The following is a 19652-nucleotide window of genomic DNA, read 5'->3' on the forward strand; positions in this document are numbered from 1 at the left end:
AAGTCTACGATGGAACCAATCATTCCCACGTCTTCCCGCCGCGCGGCGGGGACAATCGTCTTGCTCTGCAGCGCCGCCGCCCTGGTCGCCGGCTGCTCCAAATCCACGGCCGAAGCACCTCATGCGCAGGTGGCGGAAGTGGGCGTGTTTACCGTCGCGCCCCAGGCGCTCAGCCTGACCACCGAACTGCCGGGCCGCACCGCCGCCTTCCAGGTGGCCGAAGTGCGCCCGCAGGTCGGCGGCTTGATCCAGCAGCGCCTGTTCGTCGAGGGCGCCGACGTCAAGGCCGGCAGCGCGCTGTACCAGATCGACCCGGCCAGCTACCAGGCCGCCGTCAACTCGGCCAAGGCGGCGCTGTCCAAGGCGCGCGCCAACCTGCTCACCAGCGGCCCGAAGGTGGCGCGCTACAAGGAGCTGGTCGCCATCGACGGCGTCAGCCGGCAGGAGTACGAGGACGCCATCGCCGCCCACGAACAGGCCAAGGCGGACGTCGAGTCGGCCGCCGCCGCGCTCGACACGGCCGCCATCAACCTGCGCTACACCCACGTCAACGCGCCGATCGGCGGGCGCATCGGCCGCTCGGCGGTGACGCCGGGCGCGCTGGTGACGGCCAGCCAGGCCAACGCGCTCACCACCGTGCAGCAGCTCGACCCGATCTACGTCGACCTGACCCAGTCGAGCACCGAGCTGCTGCGCCTGAAAAAGGCGCTGGAGAGCGGCCAGTTGAAGCAGGCCGGCGGCCAGGCCCGCGTCACCCTGCTGCTGGCCGACGGCAGCAAGTACGCCGAGGGCGGCAAGCTGCAGTTCTCCGACGTCAGCGTCGATCCGGGCACCGGCAACGTCACGCTGCGCGCGCTGTTCCCGAACCCCAAGCACGATCTGCTGCCGGGCATGTTCGTCCGCGCCGTGCTCGACAGCGGCGTCGACGCGCAGGCCATCGCCGTGCCGCAGCAGGGCGTCAGCCGCAACGCCAAGGGCGAGGCCACCGCGCTGGTGCTGGGCAAGGACGGCAAGGTCGAACAACGCATCCTGGTCACCGGCGGCACCCAGGGCGACAAGTGGCTGGTCCAGTCCGGCCTGGCGGCCGGCGACCGCGTCATCGTCGAGGGCCTGCAGAAGGTCCGTCCGGGCGCCCAGGCCAGCGTGGCCAAGCCGGCCGCCGCCGCGGCGGTTGCCGCCGGCGGCGCCGCTGGCAAGGCCCGGCCAACGCCAACAGCGCCCACTAATTCAGGAGAACAGCAATGGCACGTTTTTTCATTGACCGCCCGATCTTCGCATGGGTGGTCGCGATTGTGATCATGCTCGCGGGCCTGATCGCCATCCTCGGCCTGCCGATCGCGCAGTACCCGAGCATCGCGCCGCCGTCGATCTCGATCAGCGGAAGCTACCCCGGCGCCTCGGCCAAGACGGTCGAGGACGCGGTGACCCAGGTCATCGAGCAGAAGATGAAGGGCATCGACGGCTTGCGCCACATGTCCTCCACCAGCGACTCGGCCGGCGGCATCAGCATCACGCTGACCTTCCACAACGGCACCAACCCGGACATCGCCCAGGTGCAGGTGCAGAACAAGCTGCAGCTGGCCACGCCGCTGCTGCCGGCCGCCGTCACCCAGCAGGGCCTGGTGGTGTCGAAGGCGACCATGAACTTCCTGATGGTCTACGGCTTCGTCTCCGAGAACGGCAGCATGAAGCAGGCCGACCTGGACGACTACGTCGCCGCCAACCTGATCGATCCGCTCAGCCGGGTCGAGGGCGTCGGCGAGGTCACCCTGTTCGGTTCGCAGTACGCCATGCGCATCTGGCTCGACCCGGCCAAGCTGCGCAGCTTCCAGCTGACCCCGGCCGACGTCACCGCCGCCATCACGGCGCAAAACACCGAGGTGTCGGCCGGCGAACTGGGCGGCACGCCCTCGCTGGCCGGCCAGCAGCTCAACGCCACCGTCTCGGCGCAGAGCCGGCTGCAGACGGTGGAGCAATTCGGCGCCATCCTGCTCAAGACCGCCGCCAGCGGCGCCACCGTGCACCTGCGCGACGTCGCCCGCATGGAGCTGGGCAGCGAGAGCTACAACACGGTGGCCCGCTTCAACGGCCACGCCGCCACCGGCGTCGCCGTCAAGCTGTCGAGCGGCGCCAACGCGCTCGACACCGCCAACGCCGTCAAGGCCAAGGTCGCCGTGCTGGGCAAGCAGTTCCCGGCCGGCATGAAGGCCGAGATCGCCTTCGACACCACGCCCTTCGTCAAGCTGTCCATCGAGGAGGTGGTCAAGACCCTGCTCGAGGCGGTGGTGCTGGTGTTCCTGGTGATGTACCTGTTCCTGCAAAACTTCCGCGCCACCCTGATTCCCACCCTGGCCGTGCCGGTGGTGCTGCTGGGAACCTTCGGCGTGCTGTCGGCGCTGGGCTATTCGATCAACACCCTGACCATGTTCGCCATGGTGTTGGCGATCGGCCTGCTGGTCGACGACGCCATCGTGGTGGTGGAGAATGTCGAGCGCGTGATGACCGAGGAGGGCTTGTCGCCGATCGAGGCGACGCGCAAATCGATGGGCCAGATCACCGGCGCCCTGGTCGGCATCGCCATGGTGCTGTCGGCCGTGTTCGTGCCGATGGCCTTCTTCGGCGGTTCGACCGGCGTGATCTACCGCCAGTTCTCGATCACCATCGTCTCGGCGATGGTGCTGTCGGTGATCGTGGCGATGGTGTTTACGCCGGCGCTGTGCGCCACCTTCCTCAAGCCGGTGGAAAAAGGCCACAAGGCGGCCGACACCGGCTTCTTCGGCTGGTTCAACCGCAGCTTCGAGCGCAGCACCAACCGTTACCAGGGCTGGGTCGGCGCCATGTTGAACCGTGGCGGCCGCTCGATGGTGTTGTACGCCATCCTGCTCGGCGTGCTGGCGCTGGTGTTCATGCGCCTGCCCACCTCCTTCCTGCCGGAGGAGGACCAGGGCGTGCTGTTCGCCCAGGTGCAACTGCCCACCGGCGCCACCCAGGAACGCACCCTGAAGGTGATCGAGCAGGTCGAGCAGCACTTCCTGGTCGACCAGAAGGCCGCCGTGGAATCGGTGTTCTCGGTGGCCGGCTTCAGCTTCGGCGGCAACGGCCAGAACACCGGCATCGCCTTCATCCGTCTGAAGGACTGGTCCGAGCGCAAGGCCGTCGAGCTGCGCGCGCCGGCCGTGGCCGGCCGCGCCATGGGCGCCTTCTCGCAGATCAAGGACGCGATGGTGTTCGCCTTCGCCCCGCCGGCCGTGCTCGAGCTGGGCAACGCCAGCGGCTTCGACCTGCAGCTGCAGGACCAGGCCGGCCTGGGACACGAGGCGCTGATGGCGGCGCGCAACCAGCTGCTCGGCATGGCGGCGCAAAACCCGCTGCTGATGGCGGTGCGCCCCAACGGCCAGGAGGACACGCCGCAGTACAAGATCACCGTCGACCAACAGAAGGCCGCCGCGCTGGGCCTCGACATCGGCGAAGTCAACAAGGTGCTCAGCACCGCCTGGGGCAGCGCCTACGTCAACGACTTCGTCGACCGCGGCCGCGTCAAGAAGGTGTTCCTGCAGGGCGAGGCGCATGCCCGCATGGTGCCGGAAGACCTGGACAAATGGTCGGTGCGCAACGCCAACGGCGAGATGGTGCCGTTCTCCGCCTTCACCACCGGCAAATGGATCTTCGCCTCGCCGCGCCTGGAGCGCTACAACGGCCTGTCGTCGGTCGAGGTGATGGGCATGCCGGCGCCGGGGCAGAGCTCGGGCGTGGCCATGGCCGAGATGGAGAAGATGGCGGCCAAGCTGCCGGCCGGTATCGGCTACGAATGGGCCGGCATGTCGGTCGAGGAGCGCGACTCCGGCTCGCAGACCACGGTGCTGTACGCGCTGTCGGTGCTGATCGTCTTCCTCTGCCTGGCCGCGCTGTACGAGAGCTGGTCGATCCCGTTCTCGGTGCTGATGATCGTGCCGCTGGGCGTGCTCGGCACCGTGCTGGCCACCTGGGGCTTCCACCTGTCGAACGACATCTACTTCCAGGTCGGCCTGCTGACCGTGGTCGGTTTGTCGGCGAAGAACGCGATTTTGATCGTCGAATTCGCCAAGGAGCTGCAGGAGCAGGGCATCGAGCTGAAGGAGGCGACTTTGCGCGCCGTGCGTCTGCGCCTGCGGCCGATTCTGATGACCTCGATCGCCTTCGGCCTCGGCGTGCTGCCGCTGGCCATCAGCAGCGGCGCCGGCTCGGGCAGCCAGAACGCCATCGGCGTCGGCGTGCTGGGCGGGATGCTGTCGGCGACCTTCCTGGGCATCTTCTTTGTACCGGTGTTCTTCGTGCTGGTGCGCGGCTTCTTCGCCAAGAAGCCGGCCGCCGCCAAGCCGCACGACGCCGCAATTGTGGAAGCGAACTAACATGAAAAAATCTATCCTCTCCCTCGCCGCGGCGGCCCTGCTGGCCGGCTGCAGCCTGGCGCCGGTGTACCAGCAGCCGGCCGCGCCGGTGGCCGCCAGCTGGCCGGCGGGCGACGCCTACAAGCCGGCGCCGGCCGCCGCCGAGCCGCGCACGGTGGCCGACATCGCCTGGCGCGACTACTTCGCCGACGAGCGCCTGCGCCAAGTGATCGCGCTGGCGCTGGCCAACAACCGCGACCTGCGCGTCTCGGCGCTCAACATCGAGAAGGCGCGCGCCCAGTACGGCATCGAACAGGCCGCGCTGCTGCCCAAGGTGTCGGCCACGGTGAGCCAGAACGCCACGCGCACGCCGGGCACCATGCGGCCCGACGGCGAGCCCGCCGTCAGCCGCCAGTACAGCGGCGGCCTGGGCGTGGCGGCCTACGAGCTGGACTTCTTCGGCAAGCTGCGCAGCCTGTCCGAGGCCGGCCTGCAGCAGTACCTCGGCACCGAGGAGGCCCGCCGCGCCCAGCAAATCAGCCTGGTGGCCGAGGTGGCCAACGCCTACCTGACGCTGATCGCCGACCAGCAGCGCCTGGGCCTGGCGGCCAGCACCCTGAAGAGCCAGCAGATCAGCTTTGAGCTGAGCAAGCGGCGCTTCGCCGCCGGCGCCACCTCCGGCCTGGACATGTACGAGTCGCAGAGCAGCGTCGAGGCGGCGCGCAACGACATGGCCGTCTACACCGCCCAGGTGGCGCTGGACCAGAACGCGCTGACCCTGCTGGTGGGCGGCGCCGTGCCGGCCGCGCTGCTGCCGGGCGGCCAGTTCGACGCCGTCAGCCGGCTGGCGGCCATTCCGGCCGAGCTGCCGTCGGCGGTGCTGCAGCAGCGCCCCGACGTGCTCGAGGCCGAGCGCACGCTGCGCGCCGCCAACGCCAACATCGGCGCGGCGCGCGCCGCCTTCTTCCCCAGCATCTCGCTGACGGCGTCGGCGGGCAGCGCCAGCAGCAGCCTGTCGGGTTTGTTCAAGGGCGGCTCGTCGACCTGGAGCTTCCTGCCGCAGCTGAACCTGCCGATCTTCGACGGCGGCGTCAACCGCGCCAACCTGAACATCGCCAAGACCGAGCGCGACATCGCCGTGGCGCGCTACGAGAAGGCCATCCAAAGCGCCTTCCGCGAGGTGGCCGACGCGCTGGCCCAGCGCGGCACGCTCGACGAGCGGCTGGCCTCGCAGCAGGCGCTGGCCGAGGCCTCGGCCAAAAGCTTCGCCATCCACGAGGCGCGCTACCAGAAGGGCGCCGAGTCCTACCTGAACGCGCTGGTGTCGCAGCGCGCCTTGTACAGCGCCCAGCAGGGGCTGATCAGCGCGCGCCTGAGCCAGGCCAGCAACGCCGTCACCCTGTACAAGGTGCTGGGCGGCGGCTGGCAGCCGGACGCTTGAAGCGACCCGGCGGCGGCGAACCAGGGTCAGACCCTAGGGTCTGACCCTAGATTTGCGCCGGTGGGGTTTGTCGGCGCCACCTGCGCCTTCGTTGCGCCGCAAGCTGTTGGATTTCCGCCCCCGCCGGCCGGGGCGAAATTGACAAATCGCCCCGGCCTGTTCACAGTACCGCCCCAGGCAGGTTTTCTCACCCAAGGATAGTGACATGCGCACCACCGAAAAACGACGTAGCGACCCGGAACGCACACAGCACCGGCGCAAGCAGGTGCTCGACGCGGCGGCGCTGTGCTTTGGCCGCAGCGGTTTTCATGGCGCCAGCATGGCCGAGATCTCCAAGGCCGCCGGCATGAGCGCCGGCCACATCTACAACTACTTCGACAACAAGGACGCCATCATCCTCGCCTTCGTCGAGCAGGACATCGAACGCGTCATGGCCGAGCTGCTGCGCCTGGAGCAGAGCGACGACCCGCTGCAGGCCATGCTCGACGACGCCGCCAGGTCGGTCAACGAGAACGTCGACCCGGCCAAGTGGCGGCTGCCGATGGAGGTCAGCGCCGAGGCGGCGCGCAATCCGCGCATCGCGGCGGCGGTGGTCGAAGCCGACCTGCGCGCGCGCCAGCGCTTCCAAGCCCTGTTCCGCGCGGCGCGCGAACGCAAGGTCCTGGCCGCCGACGACTTCACCATCGACGGCCGCATCGAGGCCATCATCGCCTTGTTCCAGGGCGTGTCGCTGCGCGCGCTGCACAACCCCGCCTTGGACGAAGCGGCGCTGGTGGCCAGCTTCGTCGTCGCCCTGCGGGCGCTCTGCCTCACCTAGCGGCGTGGTGCCGCGCGCCCATGTAGAATCGGGCTTCTTCCGGTTTTCCATTGGAGCGCCATGAGCAGCTACGTCTTCCCTCCCCACGACATCGTCGGCCTGCCGGTGGCCGGCAGCGCGGCCCGCTTCCCGGTGCGCCGGGTCTACTGCGTCGGCCGCAACTACGCCGCCCACGCCCGCGAGATGGGCTTCGACCCCGAGCGCGAGCCGCCTTTCTTCTTCTGCAAACCGAACGACAACGCCGCCGTCGTCGCCGTCGCGCCGGAGCGGGTGCTCGACCTGCCGTACCCGCCGGCCAGCGCCAACCTGCACTACGAGTGCGAGCTGGTGGTCGCCATCGGCAAGGGCGGGCGCGACATCGCCGTGGCCGACGCGCCCGGCCACATCTTCGGCTACGCCGTCGGCCTGGACATGACGCGGCGCGACCTGCAGTTCAAGATGCGCGACGCCGGCCGCCCCTGGGAGATCGGCAAGGCCTTCGACTACTCGGCGCCGGTCGGCCAGATCGTGCCGGCGGCGCGGGCCGGCGACATCGGCCACGCCGCCATCACGCTCGAGCTGGACGGCGCGCGCAAGCAGGACAGCACCATCGCCCATTTGATCTGGTCGGTGGCCGAGACCATCGCCAACCTGTCGACCCTGTTCACGCTGCAGCCGGGCGACTTGATCTTCAGCGGCACGCCGGAGGGCGTGGGCGCGGTGCAGCGCGGCCAGACCCTGGTCGGCCGCGTCGCCGGCCTGCCGCCGCTGGCCGTGCGCATGGTGTGACCGCCTAGCGGGTGTTGGCGCCGGCCGGCGCCAGCAGCGCGTCGATGGCGGCCAGCGCCGCCGCCGAGCCCATCGCCAGGCCGACGTCGCGCGCGCTGAGCACGGCCGACTCGCGCGGATTGATGCGGATCAGGCGGCCGCCGTCCAGTTCCAGCACGCGCTCGCTGAAGTCGCGCACCGAGGCGATCGCCGTGCCGGCGCCCAGCTCGACCACCAGCGGCCGGCTGGCGGCGGCCAGCCAACCGAGCAGGCGCTGCTGTTGCACCTGGGCGTGCGCCTGGTTCCAGTCCCAGTCGCCGAACATCAGGATGTTGGGGCGCGCCAGGCCGCCGCAGTCGGGGCAGCGCGGCGCCGCGTTGAGCAGGCGGCAGTTCTCCTGGTCGACCTCGGGCACGAAGCCGGCCGCGCTCCAGATGTCGCCGCTGCACGGCGCCAGGCACTGCAGTTGGTGGATGCTGCCGTGGCATTCGAAGACGCGCAGCGGGTCGAAACCGGCTTTTTGGAAATGGCCGTCGACGTTGCTGGTGAATACGCCGTAGCCGAGCGGCATGCGCTCGCCCCAGCGCTTGAGCAGGCCGAAGCCGGCGTGCGGCGTGGTGGCGCGGTACAGGCCGAGGCGGTGGCCGTAGAAGCCCCAGGCCAGCGCCGGATCGTCGCGGAAGGCCTGCGGCGAGGCGATGCGGCTGAACTCCATGTGGGCGCGGCCGAGCGCCGGGTAGCTGCGCCAGAATCCCTCGTTGCTGCGGAAGTCGGGCAGGCCGGAGTCGACCCCCATGCCGGCGCCGGCGGCCACCACCAGCGCGTCGGCCTGGCCGATCAGGGTGGCGGCGTGTTCGAGCAGGACGGATTCGGGCACAGGCGGCATGGCGCGCTTTCGCAGGGAGGGTGCGACGATGTTACCGCGCCGGCCGGGCCACATCAATCGGCGCACGGGTAGAGTGTTGTCTAGATGATAATTTGTAGAAGTATGTGTGCAAGCATGGTAAATGCGCAAACGTGCTGCTATAATTCGAGCCTCGTCGGGGCGTAGCGCAGCCTGGTAGCGTACTTGCATGGGGTGCAAGGGGTCGAGTGTTCGAATCACTCCGTCCCGACCAATAGATTCAAAGACTTACGAAAAGACCGTATGTAAAACCCACCACTGTATTAGACGTTTGTCTAATATCTTGGTGGGTTTTTCGTTTTTAGGGCGTCGCTCAATCGTTTCAGCGCGGTTCCTCTCGATCTTGAAGACAGCCGGGGGAATTAATTTATGTCGCGGGGTATTCTTTTGGAAGGGCGCCCCAATTTTCTGTACCATTACCTCAATCCTTTTTGTGCCAAGTCAGCGCTACCTTGCCAGGAGTATCGTAGTTGCGCGCCGCCAGGTGGCGTTCGAATGAGCAATAGTTTTTTGTTGGGGTGCCGACCATGGCCAGAATTCAGAAACTTACCGTCAAAGGTTACAAGTCCATCGCCGAGCTGGACAACTTCGAGTTGCGACCGCTGAACGTGCTGATCGGCGCCAACGGCGCGGGCAAGAGCAACTTCATCGGCCTATTCCGTTTTCTCGCTTCGGTGGTGGGGGACAACTTTCCGGTGGATGTGCAGAAGTGGGGCGGGCCGGAAGCGCTGCTGCATTACGGCAGCAAGGTGACGCCGCAAATGGAACTGGAAATCCAGTTCTCCGCCACCGAGGGTGTTACGGGGGCGTATGAAAATGGCTATCGCCTCACTCTGGACGCCACGCAAGACAACCGGCTGATTTTCTCACGCGAGGAACCGACGGTGCGGGAATTGGCCTACAGCTTCCCCAATGCGTACCCGTTGGGAGCTGGACACGACAGCGCGCGTATCCGTTTAGATAAGGATAGCCCTAGCGCCACGGTGAGTCGTTATGTGCTGGAGAAACTGCGGACTTGGCGGCAGTACCATTTCCATGACACCGGCGACATGGCGGCGGTCAAACGCATCCATGCCGTGAACGACAACCTGCGCCTGAAGCCCGACGCGGCCAATCTGGCCGCCTACCTGCGTAAGCTAAAGACTACGCCTTTCTTTGAGCGCAGCTATGATCGCATCGTGGAGACGATTCGGCGCGCGGCACCATTCTTCGGCGATTTTGTGTTTCGAGACGAAGCCAGTGAATTCATCGAGCTGGAGTGGACCGAGCGTGGCCGGCCCGACACGCCATGGAAGGCCCATGTGTTGTCAGATGGTACGCTGCGCTTCATTTGCCTGACCACCCTGCTGTTGCAGCCCAAGAGCCTGTTGCCCGACACGGTGCTGATCGACGAGCCGGAGTTGGGACTGCATCCCTTCGCCATCAATATGCTGGCCGACATGTTGCAGGAGGTGGCGGAAAGCAAGCAGGTGATCGTGTCCACGCAATCCGTGGAGCTATTGAATGCGTTCAATCCAGAGGACGTGATCGTGGTGCAGCGGGAACAGGATGCATCGGTCTTCAAGCGGCTTGATGCCAAGGAATTGGCCGACTGGTTGGCCGACGACTATAGTCTGGGTGAGCTTTGGAAGCGCAACATTCTAGGTGGAAGGCCGACTTGATGAGGCGCGTCTGTGTGGTTTGCGAGGGACAGACCGAGGAAGAGTTTGTTTTGCACTTGCTGGCGCCGGCATTTTACGGCATTGGCTTGAACCTAGTGCCCGAGATGATCGAAACCTCACCTGGCCACAAAGGCGGTGCGTTGAGCTATGGCCGTGTCAAACGCCACCTGCGGAATACCTTGCGGCAGAACAGCGCTCCGGTGGTCACGACCTTGTTCGACCTGTATCGGCTCGACAGTGGCTTTCCTGGATTCCATGCATCGTTCGCGCAGCCTGATCTGCCGGGACGCTTGGCGGTCTTAACACAGGCTTTGCATGCCGATACGGTGGCCGAGTCGGGCTGCCAGCCTGGACGATTTATTCCCTATATCCAGGCCCACGAGTTCGAGGCCTTGCTGTTTAGTGACGTTTCGACGCTGGTACAGGTCGAGCCTGCATGGCAGGCCGCGGCGGCGGCACTGACTGCGGCGCGCGCTGCTGCCGAGTCCCCTGAGCACATCAATGACCGGCCCGATACCAAGCCTGCGGCGCATCTGGAGCGAGAGTTGAACAATCCCAGCTACCGCAAGCGTCGGCACGGCCCCGTTGTCGCCCAAAAGATAGGATTGGCCAAGATCGAAGCCGAGTGCGCTTTCTTCGCCGCATGGCTTGCGCAAATCAGGCAGTTGGCGCGGCCATGAAGAACGCAGAGTAACTGGAAGGCCGGAAACGATTATTTGCCTGTTCGCTGTGAGCCAAGGACTGAATTCGGCGTTTTGGACGACGCTGGGCTATGCAGGACTTGACGAAGGAGGGGGCCGAACCGGACTACATCCGCGCTGGGGAATGACCTACGGCGAACGGGTCTGTGGCAAGCCCGCCACTTGGCGTGCGTAGCCTCCATCTGGCCGGGTGTACAATCGTTTTTTCTTGACGCTCCCTGTGCTTGCAGTGCCTCCCCTCGTCATTTTGCAACGTTACTTGCAATGGGGAAATGCGGAGCTACTATATAGTCATGGGCAGCCTGTACTTGCGCCCAGTGTGCGGAGGAGACTGTCATCGGCAAGATTTCCTTGAGTCATACGGGGCGGCAGTGGTGCCTCGGCATCTCGCTCTTTGCCGTTGTGTGGCTGTTGGCCATCGCTCTGGCATATTGGGTGTTGTCCCTGGGCGGCGGCTACTGGCTGGAACTATTCAACGGGGCAACTTGGCCGACCCAGTTCGTCGCCGCCGACACCGCCAGCGGCGCGGTGGCGATTCGCTCATTTTGGTTTTACTTGATTTTGGGCTTGCGTACCGTCCTCAATTTGGGCGTACTATTTACTGCAGTGCTTGGCCTTCTCGCTTTCTATTTGTTGTCCACCGGCCAATTTAAGGAGTGGTTCATGAGCAAGCTCGATTCTGTGCTCAGCACGCGCGACATTGCATTCGCGGCATACATTGACCATGCCATGAGTGAACATAAGCTCGAGTTGACGGAGGCGCAGCGCGAAAGCCTTTACCAGGCGGCGGAGGCGTTTCATTCGTCGGCGGCTGGTCGTGCCTTTCTAAAGTCGTCCAAGGACGCCGCCACGGCCGCGCAGCAGCGCGCGCGACAACCCGCCGGGATGTAAGCCTAGCCGACAAACCATACAAACATCTGGGGAGCGCATATGACGCCTGGAGAGTTCGGCGTATGGCGTACGATCAAGAAGGGCTTAAGCGCGAACGACCGCAACTCGCCTCGCGAGGTGCTTGATTGGGCCACATCGCTTGGCCGCGACATCGGCGTCGACCAGGCGCGCGTCCTGGAAATCTTTGAGGCGGCCAGCGCCGGCATCGAGCCCGGCACGCCTCCCCTCGATTGAACTTCCTTCCACTACCCTAATCGCGGAGTTGCTCGACGAGCGGCTCGAGCCGTCCTGGGAAGGCCACGAGCGATCGTCCCAGTCTTACATCGCGGCCTTGCGGTCGGCCGGATGGTCGACGCCGTCGTGGGTGGGCACCTCGCCCAGGTCGAAGGGGTTGACGCCGTCCAGGCAGCCGACGTTGTAGCCGTACTGCTGTGGATTCGAGCGCCGCTGGTGGTGGGTGTGGATGCCGCAGACGGAGCAGAAATAGTGTTTGGCGGTGCGAGTGTTGAACTGGTACAGCCGCAACACGTCCTGCCCGCGCACGATGCGGATGCCGGACAGCGGCACCGAGGCGACGATCGCGCCCTTGCGGCGGCAGATCGAACAGTCGCAGCGGCGCGGCTCGACGATGCCGTCGGGCAGCGTCAATTCCAACTCGACGGCGCCGCAATGGCAGCGCGCAAGATGCTTGGCTTGAATGGCGGTCGGTCCCACTTGTTTGATCATCGTTGCCCTCGCTTGCGTGATTGCGGCGGCCCGTCGCGGCCGGCTGGGGAATAGCCGTGCCCAGTGTAGCGCGAAGCGCCGGCGGCCGGGCTTGGATAAAAAAGGGCCAGACGCGGAGTCCGGCCCAAAGGGAAGAAAACGTGAGGCGGCGCGCTGGCCGCTTAGAACTCGATCCAGTCGTCGTCGGCGCCGGCCAGCGCCGCCGCCGGCTTGGCCGCCGGGGCCGCCTTGCGCGGCGGGGCGGCGAGGGCGGCGCGCGGGCGGCGCGGCGCGGCCGGCGCGGCCATGCGCGCGCCCGCCGCCGCCGTGGCGCGGGCCGGCGCCGGCGCCGCCAAACGGGCCGCCGTGCCGCCGGCGTCGAGCTTGAAGATGCTGACCACCTCGGCCAGCTTGGCCGACTGGTCCTGCATCGACTCGGCGGCGGCGGCGGCCTGCTCGACCAGCGCGGCGTTCTGCTGGGTCACCTGGTCCATCTGCGTGATGGCCTGGTTGACCTGCTCGATGCCGGTGCTCTGCTCGTCGCTGGCCTGGCTGATCTGGGTCATGATCTGGGTCACCCGGGCGATGCTCTCGACGATCTCGTGCATGGTCTGGCCGGCCTTGTCGACCAGGCCGGAACCGAGCTCGACCTTCTGCACCGAGTCGTCGATCAGGCCCTTGATGTCCTTGGCGGCGGCGGCCGAGCGCTGCGCCAGGTTGCGCACCTCGGAGGCGACGACGGCGAAGCCGCGGCCCTGCTCGCCGGCGCGGGCCGCCTCGACGGCGGCGTTGAGCGCCAAAATGTTGGTCTGGAAGGCGATGGCGTCGATCACGCTGATGATCTCGACGATCTTGCGCGAGGAGTCGTTGATCGAGCCCATGGTGTGCACCACCTCGCCGACCACGGCGCCGCCGCGGCTGGCGATGGCCGAGGCGCTGATGGCCAGCTGGTTGGCCTGGCGGGCGTTGTCGGCGTTCTGCTTGACGGTGGAGGTCAGCTCCTCCATCGCCGAGGCGGTCTCCTCCAGCGAACTGGCCTGCTCCTCGGTGCGCGAGGACAGGTCGGCGTTGCCGGCCGCGATCTGGCTCGACGCCGTGGCCATGGTCTGGGTGCCGCTGCGCACCTGGTCGACGATGTCGACCAAGTAGGTGTTCATGTCCTTGAGCGCGCCCATCAGCTGGCCCGTCTCGTCGCCGCCGGCGACGACGATGTGGCTGGTCAGGTCGCCGGCGGAGACGGTCTCGGCCACCTTGACGGCGGCCTTGATCGGCCCGGTGATGGTGCGCGTGATCCACCACGAGGCGGCGGCGCCGATCGCCAGCGCCACCACGCCGAGCGCGATCAGCAGGCGGCGGCCGCTCTGGTACTGCTGCTGGATCTGTGCGGCGCTGGCGTCGAGCAGGGCGGCCTTCTGGTCGGAGAATTTCTTCAGCGCGTCGAGGTATTGGATGCGCTTTTGCGTCATCTCGCCCTCGTACAGCGACTTGGCCAGGGCCAGGTCGCCGGCGCCCTTGGCGACGAAGACGGCCTTGCGCACGCCGGTGTAGGCCTTGCGCGTGTCGAGCACCTGCTGGAACAGCGGCTTGAGCGCGCCGTCGCCGAGCTCGGCGCCCATCTTGTCCTGGATCTGCGTGGCGCGGCCGGACGACTCGGCCATCAAGGTCTCGAGCGCCTTCTGGTCGGCCGCGTCGGCCACCATCCAGGCGCCGGTGGTGCGCGCCGCGTTCACTTCGATGACCTTGACCCATTCGGCGATCAGGCGCTCGTCGCGGATCTTCACGCCGACCATCTCCTCGGTCAGGGCGCTGGCGCTGCTTAGGCGCAGGATGCCGATCAGCGTCATCACGATCAGCAACAGCAGGATGACGGAGAAGCCCAAGCCGAGCCGGGTGCCGATTTTCAAATTCTTCATGGTGCTCTTCCTTGTGGGATGCGAAGCCGGCCTGCGCAGCGTTCTGGCGGCCGGGCCGGATGACGATCCGACAATGCAATGCTAGCATTGTTTACTTGTAATTAATAGCCGTAAGGAAATATTGTGGCGGAATTTTTCATGGCGGTTTTTCATTCTCCGCCGCAGATTCGGGAGCAGGTGTCCCGATTCAGCAACATAAAAAATGCCGCCGCCGGTTTCCCCCGGGCCGCGCGCTGCAGGAGGAAAATCCATCGAAGAGGCGGTTGACATGAAAAAAATGCAATGATACATTTCTGTCACCACCACAAGTGGTATTGCCGTTCGATTGGATTTTTAACTACTCTAAAAGGTTGGAAAAATGAAAAATCAGAATCAAACCAAACTGTTCGCCTTCAAACTGGCCGCGAAGAAAGAGCAAGAAACCAAGGCCGCCCCGCAATGGAAACAGCGCGACGGCGTCGCCCTGGCCGGCTGCTCCGGCCCGGACGCCCGCGCCGACCGCTTCGGCGGTGGCAGTGCCGGCCGCGACAACGGCATCTGGTGCTAAGCGCGGCCCAGCCCGCTTGACTTCCGCGTGGCACTGAGCTTCGCGTCCTGGCCGCGCCGCCGTGGGCGGCCAGCGACGATACGGCTGCGGGCACGGCCCAGGCCGGCCTTGCCGACGCGCCAACTTCTCGCCATTTGACGGGTGCCCATGGCCAAAAAAGTCCTGATTGTCAGCAACAGCTCGGATCTGCACGCCGACCTCGTCGTTCCCATTCTGATCGGCAAGGGTTGCACCCCCTTCCGCCTCGATCTCGACCGTTTCCCCCGCGACTACGAACTGTGCCAGCGCTTCCGCCAGGGCGAGTGGGGCGGCGACCTGCGCCACCTGCCCAGCGACCAGCGCGTCGGCATGGGCGAGATCGGTGCGGTGTGGGCCCGCAAGCCGGCCGAGTACGCCTTCCGCAGCGCCGAGCTGGCGGCCCAGGAGTTGGCCTACGCCAGGCAGGAGACGGAGCAGGCCCTGTTCGGCCTGCTGATGGCGCTCGACTGCTTCTGGATCGGCCACCCGTCCGCCGTGCGGGCGGCGATGTGGAAGGGCGAGCAACTCAAGCGCGCGATGGCCCTGGGCTTCCGCGTGCCGGCCACCATCGTCAGCAACGCGCCGGCGCGGGTCCGCGCCTTCCGCCAGGGCGTGCCGGGCGAGATCATCTTCAAGTCGATGTCGACGCCGGCGCTGGGCGCCGACGAGGTGGCCGAGGAGCTGCGCCTGGCCGGCGGCATCGGCACCACCATCGTCAGCGAGGAGATGATGGACAACATCGACGCCGTCGGCGAGCTGGCCTGCCAGTTCCAGGAATACATCCCCAAACAGTACGAGCTGCGCGTGACCATCATCGGCGGGCAGCTGTTCGCCGCCAAGATCCACTCGCAGGACGACGCCCGCACCATGGTCGACGTGCGCGACATGGCGGCCGAGATCCGCTACGAGGCGACCACGCTGCCGGCCGAGATCGAACAACGCTGCCGCGCCTTCGTCGCCAGCTACGGCCTGCAGTTCGGCGCGCTCGACCTGATCGTCACGCCGGACGGCGAACACGTCTTCCTGGAAAACAATCCCGCCGGCCAGTTCCTCTACATCGAGCAATTGATTCCCGAGTTCAAGCTGCTCGAGACCCTGGCCGACACCCTGCTGCGGGGCGCCGCGTGAGCGCGCCGCTGCACCTGTTGCACAGCCTGCGCGGCATCGAGCTGGCGCGCGACAGCCGGGTGCTGCTGCTGGCCGCCTCCCACCTCGACATGGAGCTGCTGCCGCCGTTGTACGAGCAGCTGCGCGGCATCGGCCCGTGCGAGCGGCTCGACGTGGTGCTGCATTGCCGTGGCGGCGAGGTCAACGCGGCGCGCCGCATCGCCCTGCTGCTGCGCCGCCACGCCCGCCAGCTGGCCTTCATCGTGCCCTACTATTGCCAGTCGGCCGCCACCATCCTGTGCCTGGCGGCGGACCAGATCGTGGCCGGCGAGATGGCGCTCTTCTCGCCCATCGACCCCTTGCTGCACGGCGGCGGCGACGACGGCGCCGCCACCACGCTGTCCTGCATGGACATCAAGCGCTTCGGCGACATGGCCGCCGACTGGTTCGGCGCCGACGCGCCGGACGCCAGGGCGCAGTCGCTGGCGCTGCTGTGCAACAGCGTCTTCCCGCCGACCCTGACCGCCTTCTACCGGCGCACCGAGGAGCTGCGCCAGATCGGCGAGGAGTTGCTGGCCCACCAGCTGCCGCGGCTGGACGGGGCGGCGCGGCGCGGCATCGTCGAGCGACTGATGTACGGCTACCATTCGCACGACTACGCCATCGACGGCGCCGAGCTGGGCCGGCTCGGCCTGCGCGTCGAGCGCCACGAGCAGGTCGAGCAGCTGGCCTGGCAACTGTCGACGGTGTTCCAGGCCAACGTGGGCGGCGCCGCGCGCCAGTCCGCCGAGCAGCCCTGGCACGACGTGCTGCTGGCCAGCCGCGACGGCCTGCGGCTGCGCCAGCACCGCGCCGACGGGCTGCTGCCGGCATGGACCGAGACGCAGGCGCTGCGATGAGCGGCGAGCTGTTCTTCGGCGCCACGCTGCGCTACCTGCTCGGCTTCCTGCTGCTGTGCGGCGCCTGGGGCAAGCTCGCCTCCTTCGCCGGCCTGAAGCACAACCTGGTCGAGTCCTTCGGCCTGTCGGCCGGCCTGGCCGCCGTGCTGGCGCCGCTGCTGGTGGGCGCCGAGGGGCTGCTCGGCGCGGTCCTGCTGGTCGACTCGGGCGCCGACGACCAGGCCCTGCTCGCCGCGTTGGCCATGCTGCTCAGCTTCACGCTGGTGGTCGGCTACCAGTTCGTCAGCCGCGACGTGGTGCGCTGCAGCTGCTTCGGCGAGGCCGAGCGGCCGGTGTCCGGCTACGACCTGCTGCGCAACCTGCTGTTGATCGCCGCCATCGTCGGCGCGCTGGCCGGCGGCGGCCACGGCGGCGAAGCGGCGGCCGGCGGCGCGCTTGCCGCCGCCGGCGAGGAGGTGGGGGCCGGCCTGGCCGCGCGCCTGATGTGCGCCGGCCTGGGCCTGCTGCTGGCCGTGCTCTGCGTCCACTTCCACGACATGGTCACGCTGCTGGGCACGCCGGAGGAGGGCGCATGAGCGAACTCGACACCATCCATCTGGCGCTGGCCGCGCTGGCCGGCGCCATCGCCCTCAACCTCAAGCTGAGCTTCCGTCTGCTGGGCCTGCTGAAACAACACGGCCTGGACGGCGCCCGGGCCGACGCCCTGCCGCTCGGCGCGCCGGTGCCGGCCGTGCGCGGCCGTCCGCTGGTCGGCAAGGGCGCGTGGCGCGAGGCGCCGCCGGCCGGCCGGCCGACGGTGCTGCTCTTCCTGTCGAGCAGGTGCGCGAAGTGCCGCGCCAAGCTGGCCGAGATCGCCGCGCTGGCGCCGCTGGCCGCCCGCGCCGGCGTCGAGCTGCGCCTGGTCAGCAGCGAGCCGGGCTGGCGGCTGCGCCGCTGGCTGGCCGGCAGCGGCCTGGACGACATCACGCTGCGGGTCGGCGCCAAGCCCTACCGCCGGCTCAACCCCTTGCTGGCCTCGCCGGCCTACCTGTTCGTCGACGAGCACGGCGCGCTGCAGGCCGGCGGCCTGGTCGGCGACGACGACTGGCTCAGCTTCGCCGCCCAGATGCGCGAGCTCGACGCGGACGCGGCGGCATGAGCGCGGCCAAGCCCGCCGCCGCGCCGGGCACCGCGCCCGGCGCCGGCCGGCCCCACCTGCAGCGGCTGCGCCTGCTGCGCGCCTTCGCGCCGCGCCTGCTGGCCGGCCTGTTCTTCATGGGCTTGACGGTGGCCGTCGAGCTGCTGTACCCGAAGGCCTTGTCCCACTTCATCGACAACATCGGCGGCGGCGGCGACTGGGCCGGCCGCTTCGGCCTGCTGATGCTGGCCGTGTTGACGCTGCAGGCGCTGGCCACCACCCTGCGCTACTACCTCTTCGAGTCGACCGGCCTGATGATCGTCACCCGCATCCGCCGCCTGCTGTACGGCGCGCTGATCCGCCAGCCCATCGCCTTCTACGACAAGCACAACGTCGGCGAGCTGACCGGCCGCCTGGCGGCCGACGTCGAGGTGCTGCACGACACCTTGACGATGGGCCTGGCCATCTCCTTGCGCTCGTTGTGCGTACTGCTCGGCGCCGCCGCCATGCTGCTGTCGATCTCGCCACAGCTGAGCCTGGTGCTACTGGTCTGCGTGCCGCTCAGCCTGTACCTGGGCAAGCGCGCCGGCGGCCTGCTACGCGGCCGCGCCCGCGAGATCCAGCAGCGCCAGGCCGACTGCGGCAAGGTGGCGCACGAGCACTTCACCAACATCCGCCTGGTGCACGCCTTCGGCCAGCACGCCGGGGCGCGGCAACGCTACCACGCCGCCACGGCGGCGGCGCTGGACGCCGCGCTGGGCAACGTGCGCCTGCTGGCCGGCTTCCGCGGCGTCTCCTCGCTGCTGACCTATCTGGCGCTGCTGCTGACGCTGTGGCTGGGCGCCGGGCTGATCGCCGGCGGGCGGCTGACGGTGGGCCAGCTGGTCAGTTTTGTGCTGTACGCCGGCATGGTCAGCGCCTCGGCCGGCGCGCTCAGCGACTACTGGGGCGACTGGATGCGCTCGATCGGCGCGACCGAGCGCGTCTTCGAGATCATCGACAGCGCGCCGGAAGGCGAGGGCGCGGCCGGCGCCGGCCGCCGGCTGCAGGGCCGCATCGCCTTCGACGGCGTCAGCTTCGCCTACCCGGAGCGGCCCGGGCGGGCCGCGCTGGACGACGTCAGCTTCGCCATCGCCGCCGGCGAGAAGGTGGCGCTGGTCGGCGCCTCGGGCGCCGGCAAGTCGACCATCGCCAGTCTACTGCTGGGCTTCTACCGGCCCGACGCCGGCGCCATCCGCTTCGACGGCCAGGCGGCGGACGCGCTGGCGCTGGCCGACATCCGCGCCAACATCGCCATCGTCGAGCAGGAACCGTCGCTGTTTTCCGGCAGCATAGGCGAGAACATCGCCTTCGCCGTGGCCGGCCGCGCGGTGGCGCCGGCCGAGGTGGAGGCGGCGGCGCGGCTGGCCAACGCCCACGACTTCATCGCCGCCTTCCCGCAGGGCTACGACACCATCGTCGGCGACCGCGGCGTGCAGCTGTCGGGTGGACAAAAGCAGCGCGTCGCCATCGCCCGCGCGCTGCTGCGCGACCCGCGCATCCTGATCCTCGACGAGGCCACCAGCGCGCTCGACTCGGCCAGCGAGTTGCTGGTGCAGACGGCGCTCGAGCAGCTGATGCGCGGCCGCACGACGATCATCATCGCCCACCGCTACTCGACCATCGTCAAGGCCGACCGCGTGCTGGTGCTGCGCCAGGGCGCCGTCGCCCAGCAGGGCACGCACGCCGAGCTGCTGCGCCAGCGCGACGGCCTGTACTTCCAGTTGATGGAGAACCAGTTGGCGATGTACCGCGACAGCGCCTAGCGTGCTGTTGCG

Annotated in this window: 18 protein-coding genes and 1 tRNA gene; 16 read left to right on the forward strand and 3 right to left on the reverse strand. The window is 67.8% G+C overall.

Going from position 1 to position 19652, the window contains the following annotated elements:
* The first annotated feature begins 9 nt into the window (after nt 1-9).
* The 5 genes from QC826_RS06970 (at nt 10) to QC826_RS06990 (ending at nt 7393) form a co-directional block, all read left to right on the forward strand.
* Entirely contained in the window at nt 10-1296 is a 1287-nt protein-coding gene (locus QC826_RS06970) for an efflux RND transporter periplasmic adaptor subunit (RefSeq protein WP_279764962.1), read from the forward strand.
* Complete coding sequence (locus QC826_RS06975; protein WP_279764963.1) at nt 1242-4388, forward strand: efflux RND transporter permease subunit; 3147 nt, start codon at nt 1242-1244, stop codon at nt 4386-4388. The genes QC826_RS06970 and QC826_RS06975 overlap by 55 nt, the downstream gene beginning before the upstream one ends.
* Before the next feature lies 1 nt (nt 4389).
* The gene (locus QC826_RS06980) at nt 4390-5808 is read left to right on the forward strand and encodes an efflux transporter outer membrane subunit (protein WP_279764964.1); all 1419 of its coding nucleotides are present in this window, start codon (nt 4390-4392) and stop codon (nt 5806-5808) included.
* Nucleotides 5809-6013: 205 nt separating this feature from the next.
* The gene (locus QC826_RS06985) at nt 6014-6625 is read left to right on the forward strand and encodes a TetR/AcrR family transcriptional regulator (protein ID WP_279764965.1); all 612 of its coding nucleotides are present in this window, start codon (nt 6014-6016) and stop codon (nt 6623-6625) included.
* Nucleotides 6626-6685: 60 nt separating this feature from the next.
* Complete coding sequence (locus QC826_RS06990; protein ID WP_279764966.1) at nt 6686-7393, forward strand: fumarylacetoacetate hydrolase family protein; 708 nt, start codon at nt 6686-6688, stop codon at nt 7391-7393.
* Nucleotides 7394-7397: 4 nt separating this feature from the next.
* On the opposite strand, the gene QC826_RS06995 is transcribed toward QC826_RS06990, so the two are convergent.
* Nucleotides 7398-8258, reverse strand: a complete 861-nt coding sequence (locus tag QC826_RS06995) for a Sir2 family NAD-dependent protein deacetylase (protein WP_279764967.1) — start codon at nt 8256-8258, stop codon at nt 7398-7400.
* 155 nt (nt 8259-8413) lie between these two features.
* Here QC826_RS06995 and QC826_RS07000 point away from each other — a divergent pair.
* From QC826_RS07000 to QC826_RS07020, 5 genes are all read left to right on the forward strand, one after another.
* Nucleotides 8414-8490: transfer RNA gene (locus tag QC826_RS07000), tRNA-Pro, on the forward strand.
* A 313-nt stretch (nt 8491-8803) separates the two neighbouring features.
* Complete coding sequence (locus QC826_RS07005; RefSeq protein ID WP_279764968.1) at nt 8804-9937, forward strand: AAA family ATPase; 1134 nt, start codon at nt 8804-8806, stop codon at nt 9935-9937.
* On the forward strand, nt 9937-10617 hold the full coding sequence (locus QC826_RS07010) for a DUF4276 family protein (RefSeq protein WP_279766411.1): 681 nt from the start codon (nt 9937-9939) through the stop codon (nt 10615-10617). The genes QC826_RS07005 and QC826_RS07010 overlap by 1 nt, the downstream gene beginning before the upstream one ends.
* A gap of 432 nt (nt 10618-11049) precedes the next feature.
* Nucleotides 11050-11529 carry a hypothetical protein gene (locus tag QC826_RS07015; RefSeq protein ID WP_279764969.1) on the forward strand — a complete coding sequence of 160 codons (480 nt, stop codon included), beginning with the start codon at nt 11050-11052 and terminating at the stop codon, nt 11527-11529.
* 39 nt (nt 11530-11568) lie between these two features.
* Nucleotides 11569-11763 (forward strand): hypothetical protein, encoded by a 195-nt coding sequence (locus QC826_RS07020; protein ID WP_099414513.1) that lies wholly within the window; start codon nt 11569-11571, stop codon nt 11761-11763.
* Nucleotides 11764-11847: 84 nt separating this feature from the next.
* Here QC826_RS07020 and QC826_RS07025 read toward each other — a convergent pair whose 3' ends face one another.
* Nucleotides 11848-12255 carry a GFA family protein gene (locus QC826_RS07025; RefSeq protein WP_279764970.1) on the reverse strand — a complete coding sequence of 136 codons (408 nt, stop codon included), beginning with the start codon at nt 12253-12255 and terminating at the stop codon, nt 11848-11850.
* A gap of 161 nt (nt 12256-12416) precedes the next feature.
* Nucleotides 12417-14147, reverse strand: a complete 1731-nt coding sequence (locus QC826_RS07030; protein ID WP_279764971.1) for a methyl-accepting chemotaxis protein — start codon at nt 14145-14147, stop codon at nt 12417-12419.
* Nucleotides 14148-14505: 358 nt separating this feature from the next.
* Between QC826_RS07030 and QC826_RS07035 the strand changes: the two genes are divergently transcribed.
* The 6 genes from QC826_RS07035 (at nt 14506) to QC826_RS07060 (ending at nt 19640) form a co-directional block, all read left to right on the forward strand.
* Nucleotides 14506-14694 (forward strand): hypothetical protein, encoded by a 189-nt coding sequence (locus QC826_RS07035; protein WP_093387987.1) that lies wholly within the window; start codon nt 14506-14508, stop codon nt 14692-14694.
* A 147-nt stretch (nt 14695-14841) separates the two neighbouring features.
* The gene (locus tag QC826_RS07040) at nt 14842-15840 is read left to right on the forward strand and encodes a RimK family alpha-L-glutamate ligase (protein WP_279764972.1); all 999 of its coding nucleotides are present in this window, start codon (nt 14842-14844) and stop codon (nt 15838-15840) included.
* Nucleotides 15837-16718 carry an SDH family Clp fold serine proteinase gene (locus QC826_RS07045; protein WP_279764973.1) on the forward strand — a complete coding sequence of 294 codons (882 nt, stop codon included), beginning with the start codon at nt 15837-15839 and terminating at the stop codon, nt 16716-16718. Before QC826_RS07040 ends, QC826_RS07045 begins: the two co-directional genes overlap by 4 nt.
* Complete coding sequence (locus tag QC826_RS07050) at nt 16715-17293, forward strand: MauE/DoxX family redox-associated membrane protein (RefSeq protein WP_279764974.1); 579 nt, start codon at nt 16715-16717, stop codon at nt 17291-17293. Before QC826_RS07045 ends, QC826_RS07050 begins: the two co-directional genes overlap by 4 nt.
* A complete protein-coding gene (locus QC826_RS07055) occupies nt 17290-17856 on the forward strand; it encodes a hypothetical protein (protein WP_279764975.1) in 567 nt (188 codons plus the stop codon). Before QC826_RS07050 ends, QC826_RS07055 begins: the two co-directional genes overlap by 4 nt.
* A complete protein-coding gene (locus tag QC826_RS07060) occupies nt 17853-19640 on the forward strand; it encodes an ABC transporter ATP-binding protein (RefSeq protein ID WP_279764976.1) in 1788 nt (595 codons plus the stop codon). Before QC826_RS07055 ends, QC826_RS07060 begins: the two co-directional genes overlap by 4 nt.
* The last annotated feature ends 12 nt before the right edge of the window (nt 19641-19652 follow it).

This window comes from Rugamonas sp. DEMB1 (genome assembly GCF_029834475.1).
GTDB lineage: Bacteria > Pseudomonadota > Gammaproteobacteria > Burkholderiales > Burkholderiaceae_D > Rugamonas > Rugamonas rubra.